Annotated in this window: 17 protein-coding genes and 1 pseudogene; 11 read left to right on the top strand and 7 right to left on the bottom strand. The window is 56.1% G+C overall.

Features of this window, described 5'->3' with window-relative positions:
* The first annotated feature begins 118 nt into the window (after positions 1 to 118).
* The gene (ppnN, locus tag RB216_RS08105; protein WP_025856956.1) at positions 119 to 1,492 is read left to right on the top strand and encodes a nucleotide 5'-monophosphate nucleosidase PpnN; all 1,374 of its coding nucleotides are present in this window, start codon (positions 119 to 121) and stop codon (positions 1,490 to 1,492) included.
* A gap of 1 nt (position 1,493) precedes the next feature.
* On the opposite strand, the gene RB216_RS08100 is transcribed toward ppnN, so the two are convergent.
* Complete coding sequence (locus RB216_RS08100; protein ID WP_236320029.1) at positions 1,494 to 1,886, bottom strand: RidA family protein; 393 nt, start codon at positions 1,884 to 1,886, stop codon at positions 1,494 to 1,496.
* A gap of 145 nt (positions 1,887 to 2,031) precedes the next feature.
* On the opposite strand from RB216_RS08100, the gene RB216_RS08095 reads away from it, so the two are divergent.
* From RB216_RS08095 to RB216_RS08085, 3 genes are all read left to right on the top strand, one after another.
* Positions 2,032 to 2,289 carry an AbrB/MazE/SpoVT family DNA-binding domain-containing protein gene (locus RB216_RS08095; protein ID WP_028619448.1) on the top strand — a complete coding sequence of 86 codons (258 nt, stop codon included), beginning with the start codon at positions 2,032 to 2,034 and terminating at the stop codon, positions 2,287 to 2,289.
* Positions 2,286 to 2,681: a type II toxin-antitoxin system VapC family toxin gene (locus tag RB216_RS08090; RefSeq protein WP_028619447.1), complete on the top strand. Its 396-nt coding sequence runs from the start codon at positions 2,286 to 2,288 to the stop codon at positions 2,679 to 2,681. Before RB216_RS08095 ends, RB216_RS08090 begins: the two co-directional genes overlap by 4 nt.
* 71 nt (positions 2,682 to 2,752) lie before the next feature.
* Positions 2,753 to 3,127 (top strand): hypothetical protein, encoded by a 375-nt coding sequence (locus RB216_RS08085; protein WP_308908530.1) that lies wholly within the window; start codon positions 2,753 to 2,755, stop codon positions 3,125 to 3,127.
* 25 nt (positions 3,128 to 3,152) lie between these two features.
* Here the strand turns inward: RB216_RS08085 and RB216_RS08080 are convergent, their stop codons facing one another.
* Together RB216_RS08080 and RB216_RS08075 are read right to left on the bottom strand one after the other, a co-directional pair.
* Positions 3,153 to 3,482 carry a YXWGXW repeat-containing protein gene (locus tag RB216_RS08080; protein ID WP_028619445.1) on the bottom strand — a complete coding sequence of 110 codons (330 nt, stop codon included), beginning with the start codon at positions 3,480 to 3,482 and terminating at the stop codon, positions 3,153 to 3,155.
* A gap of 177 nt (positions 3,483 to 3,659) precedes the next feature.
* Positions 3,660 to 4,556: a LysR family transcriptional regulator gene (locus tag RB216_RS08075; RefSeq protein WP_122686613.1), complete on the bottom strand. Its 897-nt coding sequence runs from the start codon at positions 4,554 to 4,556 to the stop codon at positions 3,660 to 3,662.
* 99 nt (positions 4,557 to 4,655) lie between these two features.
* On the opposite strand from RB216_RS08075, the gene RB216_RS08070 reads away from it, so the two are divergent.
* Positions 4,656 to 5,327, top strand: a complete 672-nt coding sequence (locus tag RB216_RS08070) for an NADPH-dependent F420 reductase (protein WP_028619443.1) — start codon at positions 4,656 to 4,658, stop codon at positions 5,325 to 5,327.
* A gap of 65 nt (positions 5,328 to 5,392) precedes the next feature.
* Here RB216_RS08070 and mqo read toward each other — a convergent pair whose 3' ends face one another.
* A complete protein-coding gene (gene mqo / locus RB216_RS08065; RefSeq protein ID WP_068936096.1) occupies positions 5,393 to 7,039 on the bottom strand; it encodes a malate dehydrogenase (quinone) in 1,647 nt (548 codons plus the stop codon).
* A gap of 482 nt (positions 7,040 to 7,521) precedes the next feature.
* On the opposite strand from mqo, the gene RB216_RS08060 reads away from it, so the two are divergent.
* Complete coding sequence (locus RB216_RS08060; protein ID WP_308908529.1) at positions 7,522 to 8,709, top strand: MFS transporter; 1,188 nt, start codon at positions 7,522 to 7,524, stop codon at positions 8,707 to 8,709.
* A 94-nt stretch (positions 8,710 to 8,803) separates the two neighbouring features.
* Here the strand turns inward: RB216_RS08060 and RB216_RS08055 are convergent, their stop codons facing one another.
* Both RB216_RS08055 and RB216_RS08050 read right to left on the bottom strand, forming a co-directional pair.
* Positions 8,804 to 9,025 (bottom strand): hypothetical protein, encoded by a 222-nt coding sequence (locus RB216_RS08055; RefSeq protein WP_058424535.1) that lies wholly within the window; start codon positions 9,023 to 9,025, stop codon positions 8,804 to 8,806.
* Between the two features lie 145 nt (positions 9,026 to 9,170).
* On the bottom strand, positions 9,171 to 9,461 hold the full coding sequence (locus RB216_RS08050) for a DUF6124 family protein (RefSeq protein ID WP_028619440.1): 291 nt from the start codon (positions 9,459 to 9,461) through the stop codon (positions 9,171 to 9,173).
* 288 nt (positions 9,462 to 9,749) lie between these two features.
* Between RB216_RS08050 and RB216_RS08045 the strand changes: the two genes are divergently transcribed.
* The 4 genes and pseudogenes from RB216_RS08045 to RB216_RS08030 all read left to right on the top strand — a co-directional run bounded on the left by RB216_RS08045 (position 9,750) and on the right by RB216_RS08030 (position 12,028).
* Positions 9,750 to 9,992: a CopG family ribbon-helix-helix protein gene (locus RB216_RS08045; protein ID WP_028619439.1), complete on the top strand. Its 243-nt coding sequence runs from the start codon at positions 9,750 to 9,752 to the stop codon at positions 9,990 to 9,992.
* A pseudogene (locus RB216_RS08040) lies at positions 9,982 to 10,265 on the top strand (type II toxin-antitoxin system RelE/ParE family toxin). Before RB216_RS08045 ends, RB216_RS08040 begins: the two are co-directional and overlap by 11 nt.
* 291 nt (positions 10,266 to 10,556) lie before the next feature.
* Entirely contained in the window at positions 10,557 to 10,772 is a 216-nt protein-coding gene (locus tag RB216_RS08035) for a hypothetical protein (RefSeq protein WP_308908877.1), read from the top strand.
* A 497-nt stretch (positions 10,773 to 11,269) separates the two neighbouring features.
* Positions 11,270 to 12,028, top strand: coding sequence for a COG4705 family protein (locus tag RB216_RS08030; RefSeq protein WP_308908528.1), 759 nt, complete (start codon positions 11,270 to 11,272; stop codon positions 12,026 to 12,028).
* A 34-nt stretch (positions 12,029 to 12,062) separates the two neighbouring features.
* Here RB216_RS08030 and RB216_RS08025 read toward each other — a convergent pair whose 3' ends face one another.
* Positions 12,063 to 12,248 carry a DUF3606 domain-containing protein gene (locus tag RB216_RS08025; protein WP_308908527.1) on the bottom strand — a complete coding sequence of 62 codons (186 nt, stop codon included), beginning with the start codon at positions 12,246 to 12,248 and terminating at the stop codon, positions 12,063 to 12,065.
* A 900-nt stretch (positions 12,249 to 13,148) separates the two neighbouring features.
* Here RB216_RS08025 and RB216_RS08020 point away from each other — a divergent pair.
* Complete coding sequence (locus RB216_RS08020; RefSeq protein ID WP_308908526.1) at positions 13,149 to 15,086, top strand: LTA synthase family protein; 1,938 nt, start codon at positions 13,149 to 13,151, stop codon at positions 15,084 to 15,086.
* Positions 15,087 to 15,335 lie beyond the last annotated feature (249 nt).

Below are 15,335 nucleotides of genomic sequence, written 5' to 3'. Positions count from 1 at the left end.
GCGCTCGGCCCTGCGCCTGAGGTAAATATCCGTCTCGTGCGACCGAATTCGGCGCCCATCATTCTCAAGCCATCGCAGCCCCTCGCGGGTGCGGTGGCTGCGCTTTCAAGGAATCAGAATGCCCCAACGTCAAGTCATCAATGCCTCCGTCAGCCCCAAGGGCAGCCTCGAAACCCTGTCCCAGCGTGAAGTCCAGCAACTGAGCGAAGCCGGTACCGGCAGCATCTACACCCTGTTCCGCCAGTGCGCCCTGGCGATCCTCAACACCGGCGCGCACATCGACAACGCCAAGACCATCCTCGACGCGTACAAAGACTTTGAAGTGCGCATCCACCAGCAAGACCGTGGCGTACGCCTTGAACTGTTGAATGCCCCGGCCGACGCCTTCGTCGATGGCGAAATGATCGCCAGCACCCGTGAAATGCTGTTCAGCGCCCTGCGCGACATCGTTTATACCGAGAACGAACTGGACAGCCAGCGCATCGACCTGAGCAACTCCCAGGGCATCACCGACTACGTGTTCCACCTGCTGCGCAACGCCCGTACGCTGCGCCCCGGTGTCGAGCCGAAGATCGTGGTGTGCTGGGGCGGGCACTCGATCAACACCGAAGAGTACAAATACACCAAGAAGGTCGGCCATGAACTGGGGCTGCGCAGCCTCGACGTGTGCACGGGCTGCGGCCCTGGCGTCATGAAAGGTCCTATGAAGGGCGCGACCATTTCCCACGCCAAGCAACGCATTACCGGCGGGCGCTACTTGGGCCTGACCGAACCGGGCATCATCGCTGCCGAAGCGCCGAACCCGATCGTCAATGAGCTGGTGATCCTGCCGGACATCGAAAAACGCCTGGAAGCCTTCGTGCGTGTAGGCCATGGCATCATCATCTTCCCAGGCGGCGCCGGCACGGCCGAAGAGTTCCTGTACCTGCTGGGCATCCTGATGCACCCGGACAACCGCGACCTGCCGTTCCCGGTCATCCTCACCGGGCCGAAACACGCAGCGCCGTACCTGCAGCAGTTGCACGCATTCGTCGGCGCCACCCTAGGCGAAGCGGCGCAGGCGCACTACCAGATCATCATCGACGACCCCGCCGAAGTGGCGCGCCAGATGACCGCCGGCCTCAAGGCGGTGAAGCAGTTCCGTCGCGAGCGCAACGACGCCTTCCACTTCAACTGGCTGCTGAAGATCGACGAAGGCTTCCAGCGCCCGTTCGATCCGACTCACGAGAACATGGCAAGCCTGCAACTGAGCCACGCACTGCCGCCCCACGAACTCGCCGCCAACTTGCGCCGAGCGTTCTCCGGGATCGTGGCGGGTAACGTGAAGGACAAAGGCATCCGCCTGATCGAGCAGAACGGCCCGTACGAAATCCACGGTGATCCGGCCATCATGAAGCCGCTGGACGAGCTGCTACAGGCGTTTGTCGCCCAGCACCGCATGAAATTGCCAGGCGGCGCGGCGTATGTGCCGTGCTATCGCGTGGTGCAATAAGTCAGCGCTGCACCGCCACGCATTTGATTTCCACCAGCAGGCCGGGGTGTGCCAGTTCGGACACCCCAATGGTGGTCCAGGCGCAATGCCCGCGTGGGAACAGGCGGTTTTTCACGTCACGGAAAACCGCCATGTGCTGGCTCATGTTGACGTGGTAGGTGGTCATGTCCACCACGTCGTCGAAGGTGCAGCCACCCTCCTCCAGGACCTGCCTCAGGTTCTCCCAGGCCGCGATGAATTGCGCCTCGGGGTCCTCGATCACCGCCAATGCAGCCGTACGCCCGACCTGACCGGCGCAGTACAACGTCTTGCCCACCTTGACCGCGGGCACGTAGCCGGCGCGCTCGACGATTGAGTGCATGGCGCGAGGGATGATGAGTTGGCGGTCGGTCATGGCTTGTATCTCTTTAAGCCCGGCAGGCGGGCACAGTGGGGACTAGTGTTTTACCTGTTCCGACTAACCCACACCAGATGAGCACCCTATGGACCGACGGATATTGTCCTCTGTCATTCCTTACCCTAAGGTAAGGAATATCACGATGGAGATCTTCAACATGGCTATCGCTACACTCACCTCAAAAGGTCAAATCACCATTCCTGTCCAGGTCAGGACTGCCCTCGGCCTGGAAACAGGGGATCGGGTTGAATTCGTAGAAATGGAAGCTGGGCAGTTTTCCATCATTGCCGCGAGCAAAACGGTGCATGACCTCAAAGGATTGATCCGCAGCTCCGCCAGGGCCGTCTCCATCGAAGAGATGAACCAAGCCATCGCAGCGCAGGGGGCAAAAGCCGGATGATCGGGCTGGATACCAATGTGCTGGTGCGCTACGTCACCCAGGATGATCCCGTTCAATCTGCCAAGGCGTCCGAACTGATCGAATCGCTGACCACTGCCTCGCCGGGCTTTGTCAGCCTGGTCTCCATCCTGGAATTGGTGTGGGTGCTGCAAAGCTGCTACCAGTCGGCCAAAAGTGATGTGGTGATGGTACTGGAGACCCTGCTGCGCACCCGCGAATTGACCGTAGAACATGCCGAGATCATCTGGCAGGCGCTGCGCAAGTTTGTGGCGAACAAGGCTGACTTTGCAGACTGCCTGATCGAGCGCTGCGCCCATGCCGCCGGTTGCGAGTACACGGCAACCTTCGACCTCAATGCGATCAAGACCACAGGCATGAAGCGACTGGTCTGAACCGCAGCATTGCGGCAGCGGACGGGCTTTGATACAAACCGTTTTTTACCTTGATCGAGAGAAAGACCGACGTGCGCACGTTTCTACTCGCCGCCCTGGCTATGGCTCCCACTCTCGCCCTGGCCGATGCCATCACCTGGCCCGATATGCCAAAAACCTGCTTCGTCAGCGGCCGCTCCGCCACCAGTGCGGATGTCGACAGCGGTTGCGCCGCCTTCCTGATCAATGTGAAAGGCCAGGCCGCGGGCACGCCGATCAAGCTGGATATTCCCCAATACGCGCTGCACATCGACGAAACCACCGGCAAGGAAACCCCGGTTATCCTCATCCAGGCGGAGGAGAACGGCGAGGTCAAGGCCGTGGGCTACCGGGAACTGGGCACCGATCAACTCGGTGCCGCATTGTTGCGAGAGGTTCGGCTGCTGGGTACCCACAAGCCGACCTAACGCTACTTGCCAATGAAACCTGGGCTCAGCGAACCCAGCCACCACCCTGCCAGTGATACCCGTCATTACGCTGCACCCAATGCGGATGCACGTAGCGATAGCCTTCGCGTACCGGCTCCCAGTGACCATGTACAGCCACATATCGCCCGCCGTCCCAGCGCCAATAACCACGCGACCATATATAGCCGTAGCGTACGGGTGGCTCGACTTCGATCACTTGCATCGGCGGCGGTTGCGGCGCGATGACTTCCACATACTCATGTTGCACCGGCCTGCGCTCATGCACGATGCGCTCTTGAACACACCCGGATGCCGCGACGACCATGGCCGCCAATGCCCCATAACGTAGCCACATAGAAAAACCCTCGGACGCTGACGCCCAGTACCTGCACCGCTAGAAAATGCCCCCTTGTTGCAGCCTCGCTCCTGCTTGGCTCTGGAGTATTTTTAACAGGTGGCGTCTGTCAGGTTGCTGAACCTGAGGGCGTTGCGTTCATGAGGTAGACGAAAGGCTCGTCGGGTACTTGAATGCTCAAACCGGACCGAAACGCGCCAGCACTGCCTCGACAAATCGCCGCAACTTGGCGGTGCGCTGCCGATTTGCGGTGTAGACCAGATGCATTGGCCGGCTCGGTGCCTCAAAGTCCGGCAGCACCTGCACCAACTCACCGCGGGCCATTGCCGTACGCAAAAAATCCTGGGGGCCGAGAACCATGCCAAAACCGTCCAGCGCCGCCGACATCAATGCCCGGCTTTCGTTGATCTGCAGACGACTGGTCACCTGTACGCTATACAGCGTCGAGCCTTGATGAAACATCCACTCGCGGTCCGCCGGGCGTGACCAGAAGGCATAGCCCAGGCATTCGTGACGTTCCAGGTCTGCCGGCACCTGCGGCGTACCCCGCGCAGCCAGGTACGCAGGCGAAGCACAGACCACCAGGCGATAAGGCGCCAGTGGCCGGGCTGTCAGGCCGGTGGTCGCCAATGGACCGATCCGGAAGGCTGCTTCATAGCCCTCTTCCACCAGGTCGACGAAGCGATCCGTCAGGTGCAGGTCGATTTCCACGTCCGGATTATCGCGCAGGAATGCAGTAATCAGTGGCATCAGGCTGTAGGAACCGAAGGTCACAGGCGCGGTGATCTTCAGCTTGCCACGCGGCGTGTCATTCATGATTTGCGCCAGCGAGTCCGCAGCTTCGGCCTCCGTAAGGATATGTTTGCAACGTTCGTAGTACGCGCTCCCCAACTCCGTGAGGCTCTGCCTGCGCGTGGTGCGATTGAGTAACCGCGCACCGAGGCGCTGCTCCAGCGCGGCAACGTGTTTGGCCACCATTTGCGCCGACATGTGCAAACGCTCGGCGGCGCGAGCGTAGGAGCCCAACTCGGCGGCGATCACAAAGGCATTCATGCTCGATAGACGGTCCATCATTCCCTACTCCCAGTAACAACACTCACGCCATAGTGCTTATTTATCGCCATTTGGTTGCCAATCATCATAGCGGCTTCCCCCTTTATCAGGAGCAAGACCATGAAGATTGGCGTGATTGGAGCCGGTTTTATCGGGCGCGCCGTGGCACAGCGGGCACTGGCGGCCGGGCATGAAGTGATGTTGAGCAACTCTCGCGGCCCGCAGACCATGAGCAGCGTGGTAAGTGGCATACGCGGCGTCAAAGTGGGCAGCGCAGAAGATGCCGCACAGTTTGGTGACGTGGTGCTGGTGGCGATTCCGTTTGAACACTACCGAAAAGTCCCGGCGCAGTGGCTGGCAGGCAAGACCTTGCTCGACGCCAACAACTACTACCCGGAGCGCGACGGTCATTTCCCCGCGCTGGATCGATTTGAAACCACCACCAGCCGACTGCTCGCCGAACACTTCACCCACTCAAAGGTGATCAAAGTGTTCAACGCGATTTTCGCCGCGGACATTACCGATCATGCTCGCCCCCACGGCGCACCTGACCGTCGCGCATTGCCGGTGGCCGGCGACGACGCTGTCGCCAAAGCGCAGGTGATCACCCTGCTCGACGAGCTGGGCTTTGACGCCGTCGATGCCGGCAGCCTGGATGAAAGCTGGCGGTTCGAGCGGGCCAAGCCCGCGTATTGCGTGCCGCTGGACCAGCCCGGGCTGAAGGCGGCCCTGGCCGCGGCCGAGCGTACGGTCGAACTGCCGCCGGTCGACCGCGAGCACACCCGCGCTTAAACACCGCCCCACAAAAAAGCCCGCTGACCGTTACCGGTTCAGCGGGCTTTGTGCATCAGCCTGGCTTACAGCGCCAGATCAGACGCCGGCTTGCTCGGCTCAGCCGAGGGCTTGGCAGCCTCGGTGGCCTGGGGTGCAGCCATTTGCGGAATCACAGGCGGCGTAGGCAGTTGCAGGACTTCGGCGGTGTAGGCCCATTCCTTGGCAACCGCTTCCGGGCTGTCGTTCAGCTTGGTGCCGTAGCTCGGTACGATCTGGTGCAGCTTGGCCTGCCACTCAGGGGTCGCGACCTTGTCCTTGAACACTTTCTGCAGCACGGTCAGCATGATCGGGGCCGCGGTGGACGCGCCTGGCGATGCACCCAACAGGCCCGCGATGGTGTTGTCGGCGGAGCTGACCACTTCAGTGCCGAGTTTCAGGACACCGCCCTGCTCCTCGTCACGCTTGATGATCTGCACGCGCTGACCGGCTTGCCACAGGCGCCAGTCGGATTGCTTGGCGTTCGGGAAGTACTCTTGCAGCGCCTTGAAGCGGTCGTCGTCCGACAGCATCAGTTGGCCGGCAAGGTACTCGACCAGTGGGTATTCACGAATACCGACTTTGGTCATTGGCCAGATGTTGTGGGTGGTGGTGCTGGTCAGCAGGTCCAGGTACGAGCCTTCTTTCAGGAACTTGGTCGAGAAGGTCGCGAATGGGCCAAACAGGATCACGCGCTTGCCATCCAGCACGCGGGTGTCCAGGTGCGGAACCGACATCGGTGGCGCGCCAACCGAAGCCTTGCCGTAGGCCTTGGCCAGGTGTTGCTCGGCAACGGTTGGGTTATCGGTCACCAGGAACGACCCACCTACCGGGAAGCCAGCGTATTCCTTGGCTTCAGGAATGCCCGACTTCTGCAGCAGGTGCAGTGCACCGCCGCCGGCGCCGATGAACACGAACTTGGCGTCGGTTTCGGTCTTGGTGCCGTCTTTCAGGTTTTTGTAGCTCACACGCCACGAACCGTCGGCGTTCTTGGTGATGTCCTGCACTTCGCTCGACAGTTTCAGGTCGAACTTAGGCGTGGTCTGCAGGTGAGCGACGAACTGGCGGGTGATCTCGCCGAAGTTCATGTCGGTCCCCAGCGGGCTCCAGGTGGCCGCGATTTTCTGGTTCGGGTCACGCCCTTCCATCATCAGCGGAACCCACTTGGCGATCTGCGCCGGGTCTTCGGAGTACTGCATGCCAGCGAACAGCGGGCTGGCCTTCAGGGCTTCGTAGCGTTTTTTCAGGAACTTGATGTTGTCATCGCCCCACACGAAGCTCATGTGCGGTGTGGTGTTGATGAACGAACGCGGGTCCTTCAGCACACCCTGGCGGACCTGCCAGGACCAGAATTGACGGGAAATCTGGAACGCTTCGTTGATCTCGACCGCTTTCGGGATCTCAACGTTGCCGTTCTTGTCTTCCGGGGTGTAGTTCAGCTCGGCCAGGGCCGAGTGACCAGTACCGGCGTTGTTCCAGCCGTTGGAGCTTTCTTCGGCCACGCCATCGAGGCGCTCGACCATCTCCATCGACCAGCCCGGCTCCAGCTCATTGAGCCAGACACCCAGGGTTGCACTCATGATGCCGCCGCCAATCAGCAGCACATCGACTTTCTTTGCCTCTTCCGCGTGAACGGAGCTGATCCCCAGCGACAAAGCCAGCCCCAGCAGGGCAGTGTTTACTTTTTTAAACATCAGTAGCACCTATGATAAAACGCCATCCGCCCTACCGCCCCTGATCATGGGCAACCCTCCATCACGCTGCGCCAGGCAACGCACCGCGGGGTTTGCACATTCACTCGGGGACCGCAGGGTGGGCACACAAGGCCGACGTATCGACCTCACTTTTATGTCCCTTCTGCGCTGACTTCTTATCATTATTGGCTTCAGCTACCTGGGCGACAGCCAATCGCTGGGACGTATACGGATGTACGCACCAGAGAGAGACTAGCCCAAGACGGCGCGCAGAATATCACGGCAAACAGCGTTTATGCGCCGTTTGGCCAATTGACAGCTCTAAATCGCGGCTTTTAACACGTCGATGTCAAGCCTGGCAGGCGCGACGTGGGGTCACAGGCCAGGAACTCTCACGCAAAAGGCTGTTCTAGACACCTTTGTCGCTGCTTGCGTAGCATCGGCGGCTCTCCTTCGTGCAATCCATCCCAATAGAGTTACCCATGACTATCCAGCAAACACCCGGGCACGTGCTGCCTGCGCGCAGCGCCGCCAAAATGGAAGCGGCCATGGCCGTGGGCGCCTTCGCGATCGGTACTGGCGAATTTGCCATCATGGGGCTGATGCCCGACATCGCGCAGAACCTGAACCTCAGTGAGCCTCAGGTCGGCCACGCCATCAGCGCCTACGCCCTGGGCGTGATGGTTGGCGCGCCACTGCTGGCCATTCTTGGCGCCAAGCTGCTACACAAACACATGTTGTTGCTGCTGATGGGCCTGTACGCGTTGGGCAACCTCGCCACCGCCTTCACCCCGACCTTCGGCTCACTGGTGGCCTTCCGCTTCATCAGCGGCCTGCCCCACGGCGCCTACTTCGGCATCGCCGCCGTGGTCGCCTCCAGCATGGTGCCCAACGACAAACGCGCCGGCGCCGTAGCCCGCGTGATGATGGGCCTGACCCTGGCCATGCTGCTCGGCAACCCCATCGCCACCTTCCTCGGCCAACACCTGGGCTGGCGCTCGGCGTTTGCACTGGTCAGCGTGATTGCCCTGTGCACCATTGCCCTAGTCTGGCAGTTCGTGCCGGATCGCCGCGACGAACCGCGCAGCGACCCACGCAAGGAATTGCGTGCGTTCACCAAACCGCAGGTGTGGATGGCGCTGTCCATCGGCGCCATTGGCTTTGCCGGGATGTTCTGCGTGTTCAGCTATTTGGCGCCGACCATGCTGGAAGTGACCAAAGTGTCGCCGCAGTGGATTCCGTTTGGTCTGGCGGCGTTCGGTGTCGGCGGGATTATCGGCAACATTGCGGGCGGCAAGCTGTTTGACCGCCTGCAATTTCGGGCGGTGGGCTGGATTATGGTGTGGTCAATGGCCGTGCTGATCTTCTTCACCTTCGCTGCCAGCTCACTGTGGAGCGTGCTGCTGGGCATTGGCCTGGTCGGCACCATGATTGCCATGGCTGCGCCGCTGCAAATCCGCCTGATGGATATTGCCCATGAAGCGCCGAGTTTGGCGGCGGCGTCGAACCACGCGGCGTTCAACCTGGCGAATGCGCTGGGCCCGTGGTTGGGCGGGATGGCGATTACAGCCGGGTATGGCTGGACCAGCACCGGCTATATTGGTGCCGCTACAGCGTTGATCGGCCTGGGCATCTACCTCATCGCCCGCCGCATGAAGGGCGGCCACTGACATTTCCCGTCCCAACCTCAGTTCCAATGTGGGAGGGGCTTGCCGCCGATAGCAATGGGTCAGTCACCACCCCAGTGACTGCCCAACCACCCCATCAATCATCATGCAACAGCCCTGACCCATACTCCCCATAACTACTTCCCAGCCCACTGCCACCGAAATTCATCTTGGCGGCTTTGCTGGGGCTATGGTCCCCAAACGCCTGGCATCCGCCTGAAAAACAAGGGTCACTGCTCACGCCGGCCGACCCTGTCGAACACGCGCCCAACAGCAACGTACCAGCAACCATCACGACTTTAACGAGGTTCGAAATCATGGTTTCAGTTCCCTGTGGAATGGAGGCGCGGAGGTCCTCTCTTGAAGAGGATCGTAGACCTCAAAAGCGCCGGGAATGATGAAACTTTGCGGCGTGACAGGATGGGTTCAGGTTGCCCCTTGGGGTAAGACGGCGGGGTTGGGTGTCAGGCGGTGGCCTTGCAGGCGGCAGGTGCGACGTGTTCCTGGGCTCGGTCGATGAGTAGAGCACTTAGATCGATGAGTTGTTGGATGCCCAGGACAATGGCGCGGTGCGGGTCTTCGAGGTCGAAGGCCAGATTGGCGGCCATTTGGTTCGCGGATGCGAGGTTTTCGGCGGCGTTGGCCAGGAGGGTTTCGGTGTCGATGTTGGGGCTGACCAGGAACAAGTTGCCGGTTGGGTGTTCGGCGGGCGCACTGTTTTGATCGACATAAGGATTGTGTGATTTGTTAGGCATGGGCGAAGCTCCAAATATTTCTGGGAGTTAAAAACGCCTTAGCAATACGGACTTCCACCTCCGACCGCCGGGTTTACAGCGGCTTGCGGAGGTTAGCGATGGGTGGTCTGAGGGGCAAGCCGAAAGAAGAGTAGGAAGTTTTTCCCGAATGCCCTCAGACCAAATCGATAAAACCACGATGCTCTGAATTGAGGTTAATAGCTCTGGATACAACTCGCGACGACCTGCTGATTCAAGCCAACGATCCACAGTGTAAGATGCCCACAACCATCCACCACCGAGATCGCCATGACTGGAATCTCCCTAAACCTGCCGGAAGACCTGCCCAACTCTCTTGCCGACTTGGCCAAAAGCAACGGCCAGACTGCGACCTACCTGGCGATGGACGTTCTTCGCGACTACATCGAGCATGAAAAAACCCTGACCGCTCAGATCGAGTTGGCAGTGAAAGAAGCCGACCAAGGCAAATTTGCCACCGACGACCAAGTGGCAGCCATGCGTGCTAGACGCTGGAGTCGGAATGCGGGTTGAGTGGCTTGAAAAAGCGCTCAAACATCTGGAAGACGAAGCGAACTATATCGCTCTCGAAAATCCAAGGGCCGCTGACGACTTCTCCGATGCCATTTTCGCCAGCGTCGACAAACTGGCTCAATTTCTCTCTATGGGTCGTGAGGCCGGGTCAAAAACACCCGAGAATGGGCAGTACCCAATTGGTCATATCTGATTCCGTATCGGGTACGCGGTGATCGCCTGCAAATCCTCGGCGTATTCCATACACGGCAGCGTCCACGTTCAAAGTGGTGAATGCATGAAACAGAGCTCTCAGACAGCCAAGATGCTTCCCTGATAAACTGCTCGACATTCGCCTCGTTGACTCAGATCCCCCAATGCCCCTACAAACCGCCCCACTCTCCCGCCGCTTCTCCGTCGCACCGATGATGGATTGGGCGAAGCCCTCCTCCAACACACCAGCCAACTTGGCTAACCTGCCGTAGTCTCTTTGCTTTGTAGCAATTTCTAAGCAATCCGCGATTCCTGCCTGACAAAGGTACTACCGGTACTATGCTTGAACTTTTCTTGAAAAGAGTCGACGCCATTCCAGGTGATTATTCCATGTCAGATGTTCTGCAGAGGATGTACACCAACCAGCTGGCCCTTGAGGCCGCCTTGATGGAGCTGACACTACATGTCGAACAGCATGGGGAGTCAGATGTGGGGGAGAGTGTCTGTGGGGCACTGCAAACGATTGGTGAAAACGCTGGCCACATCAAACAGGGCATAGCCAAGCTCAAGGGGTCGAGTACCAGCTAAGCCACTTCTCTGCACTGTCAGAATCGCAGCGGGCAAGCCAAGTGATGATCAATATTAATTTGTATGACGGTCTGCTTTCGGCTAGAAGCGGCCCCTCACGAGCGCCAGCTTCAGCCAAAAAGGAGCCAGTCAGATACGTTCAGGAAATCAAGCGCGGTTTCGTGGCACGCTCAAGTCAGTTATTGACAGAGCGATATCGTTAGCGGTTACAGCAGGGGACGCGTGTTTAATTCAGAGGTAAAACTTAGTAGTAGGAAGCTCTGGCCGTTTAGACTTCCAGAACGCTCTAGCGCGGCCCTCTCGACCACCGCGCTGTTTTTTGCGAAGTGCCAAGGGATAGTCTTTAGCAAGGCGGATCTCAGGCCCGCGATATCCTCTCACTAAACGCCGCATTACTTTGATGTATTTATCACATATTTTTTACAGGAGCCGATTAAAAATAAGGCAACCTCCCTCGGCGGGGGAATTTCTTCCACCCGTTACGACAAGGCTCAAATATGAATAAATTGCCTCAGATAACACTTGCTTTTTGGATAATGAAAATCTGCGCAACGACACTAGGGGAGACGGCAGGTGATTTGCTGTCAATGACTCTCAATGTGGGTTATGCAGTTAGCTCTATAATATTGATAAGCTTTTTTGCAATATCACTTTTCGGCCAGGTGGTTTCCGACCGTTATAAGCCCGCTCTATACTGGTCGGTCATTTTGACCACGAGCACCGCAGGCACAACAATGTCCGACTTCATGGATCGAAGTTTAGGGCTAGGTTACGCTGCCGGATCAGCACTATTGATCTCAATATTGGTCGTAACATTTTGCATGTGGTACCGCAGCGAGAAATCACTATCTGTGCACCGCATTACTAGTACTAAAGGGGAGCTTTTTTACTGGTTCGCGATATTGTTTTCAAACACACTAGGCACGGCACTTGGAGACTTTCTAGCAGATGACTCAGGCCTAGGGTTCGCGGGCGGAGCATTGCTAATCGGTGGATCAATCGCAGTTGTCGTACTTCTACACTATGCAACGCGAATTTCTTCAGTGCTGTTATTTTGGCTGGCATTCGTGCTAACGCGCCCCTTTGGTGCGACTCTGGGAGATGTACTCACAAAACCCTCGGCTAAAGGTGGTCTTGATTTCGGTACAGTTGGCTCATCAATAGTTTTACTGTCCATATTGCTCGCCTTAGTGGCAATAGCCACTTACTACACCCGTAAACCTAAAGAAAACGCAACAGAGGCTATTCGAATTTAAAATAACTCAAGACATATAAAAGCCCGTAAGCCAGCTAAGACTCACGGGCCTTAAAATAAACTATTACTGCTGTTAGTGAACTTCCAACTTCGTTGACAGCGGCTTTAATATCAGCCTTGCTAACCCCAAATTTAGTCGACCAATATTTCAGCTCCGAACCATCACCGGAATTTATTCTTATATCGTCAGTACCTTTCGTATATTTCTGTTTAACAATCACGGCCACCTCGCACTAATAATTCACCACTACGCAAACACTAAAAGTCACTTAGTGCTCGAAAGCTAAAACCGAGTCGCCAGATATTTAGACAAGCTTCCGCAGATCATATGAAGGTTTAAAATTTCCCGGAGATACAGACAATACTAAACAAGTTGACAATAGATGAAAGTGGCAGAACTGTAAAACTCTGAATATCGAAAAGTTCTGACCAATAGAATTAATAAAAATAAAATCCAGCTTGATGCTAGCAGAGCGGTAACAGCAATCCATCGTAATCCCATTATCAAAATCCTTTTTCTGACTATGCATTACTAACACGTACCTTCGAGAGGGTCTGTAGGAAAAACACTATTCTTTCGTCAGAATTTCCCGCTCATCTGATCTTAATTGCGTCCACCAGGGGGCTGACGTGAATCTTCGAGGATACCTATCAAGTGCCGATCGAGGATCAAGGTGCCGTTTACAGAATCACAGTGAGCAGCTTATTTCGCTTCAGGACGTTAAAAGACGGAGGTCAAGGACTCCTCAAATTTCCAACCAGTAACGGTAAAATTGCGCTGGACAACAACAGCTTGCGACGTATCGGGAGCTACCCGACTATGCTCACGAGACCGCACCAACGTGTTCAATCTGTGCAACACTTGAAATCTCTATGCCAATGCTGGCACCTTCCTTTCTCATGACCACCGTGTGCATTGGGGCGATTTCCAGCTATTGTGAACAGCAAATTTCGCTTTGACGTAATTTTGCTGCTTCATCGGATAAATTCAGTCCAACCCTTCAAGAATGTCGTCGCTCAGTGCATTCGAAGGAAGGCATGTCCAAGGCTTAAGCCTCACAATGCGCAGATCCATTAGCACAACAATTTCAAATCTGAAGGATAATAACAAGGAATTTTCAATGCGCTTTCCCGCTTCAGCTCCGTTGCGTTTAGTTCTAATGGTCACAGGCCTGTGGTTAGTGGTTTTTTTCCTCACCCGCTTGGTATTACTTACCACTCACCTTTCGGAGTCGGGTACTGCATATGCTGCGCTTTTCGGTATAGGCGCCTTGTATGACCTGAGCTTTCTGGTGTACGCAACTTTGCCGATGAGCATTTATGGACTGCTTTGTCCCCCCTCATTGTGGCGTACCCGTGCGCACCGCTGGTTTTTGCAAGGCCTGTTAACTCTCAGCGTTTTCGTGATGTTGTTCACTGCTGCAGCAGAGTGGCTGTTCTGGGACGAATTCGGCGTACGCTTCAATTTTATTGCCGTGGATTATTTGGTGTACTCCGATGAGGTATTGAATAACATCCTAGAGTCTTACCCCATCGGTAAATTGCTCAGCGGGTTGGGCGTGATCGCCATTGTTATTTGCATTTTTTTGCACAGACCTTTAAAACGGGTGATCAGTGCGCGGTTGCCGACCTGGCGCGAACGTTTATTGAATATCGCTGTGGTTTTTGCCTTGAGTGCTGCCGTTTTTTTTGTCGTTGATCAAGACACTCCCCGTGGCAAAGGCGGCAACACCTATCAGCATGAGTTGGCCAGCAATGGTCCCTACCAGTTCTTTGCCGCGTTTCGTAATAACGAGTTGGATTACGAACAGTTTTACGGCACCTTGCCGAATAACGTAGTCGGCAAGAAGATCCATCAAGAGTTGGCGGAAAGCGACGTAAGATTCGTCGGTAAGGATTCGCTTGATGTCCGTCGAATCGTGACGCATAACGAAAAGACCAAGCGACATAATATTATTTTGGTGACTATCGAAAGCTTCAGCGCCAAGTATATGGGTAGCAATGGTAACCCTGGCAACTTGACGCCGAATCTCGATCAATTGCGCAAAGAAAGTCTGTACTTCAACAATTTCTATGCCACTGGCACCAGGACAGACCGTGGACTGGAGGCCATTACGTTGTCTATTCCACCAACGCCGGGCCGCTCGATCGTCAAACGAGTAGGCCGTGAAAGTGGTTTTGCCAGCCTGGGCCAGCAGCTCAATCATGTCGGTTACGACAGTGCGTTTGTGTATGGCGGCCGTGGCTACTTTGACAATATGAATGCATTCTTCGGCGGAAATGGTTATAAGGTAGTCGATCAAAGCAGCGTGGATGAAGCAGAGATCCATTTTAAAAATGCCTGGGGTATGGCTGACGAAGATCTCTATCAACTGACGCTGAAGTTGGCAGACGAGAATTTCGTTCAAAAAAAACCGTTCCTGCTGCAGCTGATGACAACCTCCAATCACCGTCCATACACTTATCCCGAGGGCAGAATTGATATTGCATCCGGTGACGGCCGCGACGGTGCTGTGAAATATACCGACTATGCAATCGGAAAGTTCCTTGAAGCAGCCCGAAAGAAGGCCTGGTTCGACGACACTATCTTTGTCTTTGTCGCTGACCACACCGCTGGTAGCGCAGGTAAGGAAGATCTTCCGATACGTAACTATCAAATCCCATTGTTCATCTACGCACCTAAGCTCATTCCTGCGCGTGAAGATGGTCAACTTGCCAGTCAGATCGACTTAGCTCCGACCATACTTGGGTTATTAAACATTAATTACGAGTCGACTTTTTTCGGTCGTGACTTGCTTCAACCGTCCATCTTGCCACCCCGCGTGTTGGTAGGCAATTATCAGCACCTTGGTCTGTTCGATGGTAAAGATTTGGCTATTCTCAGCCCTCGATCTTTGTTGCGACGCCACGATGACGCGCTAGGCGCAAGTCATGAGGTTACGGTTCAACTCGACGACCCTCTAATCGTACGCGCAATTAGCTATTACCAGGCTGCGAGCTATGGCTTCACCCATCGTTTGTTGAACTGGGCCGTCAGCGAAAATATTGCCAGGCAATAACTTCTCTCAGATCGCTCCCACTCGCGATTGATTGAGACAATGATCCCAAGCCTGCTTCCACCAGGCTTGGTGACGGCACAATATTCAAGTTCCACGAAGCATAGTCATTTTCAAAATCTCCAATTTACAGGCAATAAAAAAGGCGCCATTGGCGCTTTGGTTTGGTTCACTGAGTCGTCAGAGTCGATGTTTCGAACTCTGATTAATCCATGAGCGTACGCAACCGCGGCACCCTGAGCGAGGTCCGTG

The sequence above is a fragment of the Pseudomonas canadensis genome (assembly GCF_030980095.1).
Classification (GTDB): domain Bacteria; phylum Pseudomonadota; class Gammaproteobacteria; order Pseudomonadales; family Pseudomonadaceae; genus Aquipseudomonas; species Aquipseudomonas canadensis.
The sequence above is the reverse complement of the archived record's forward strand: the minus strand, read 5'-3'. Positions and strand labels throughout refer to the sequence as shown.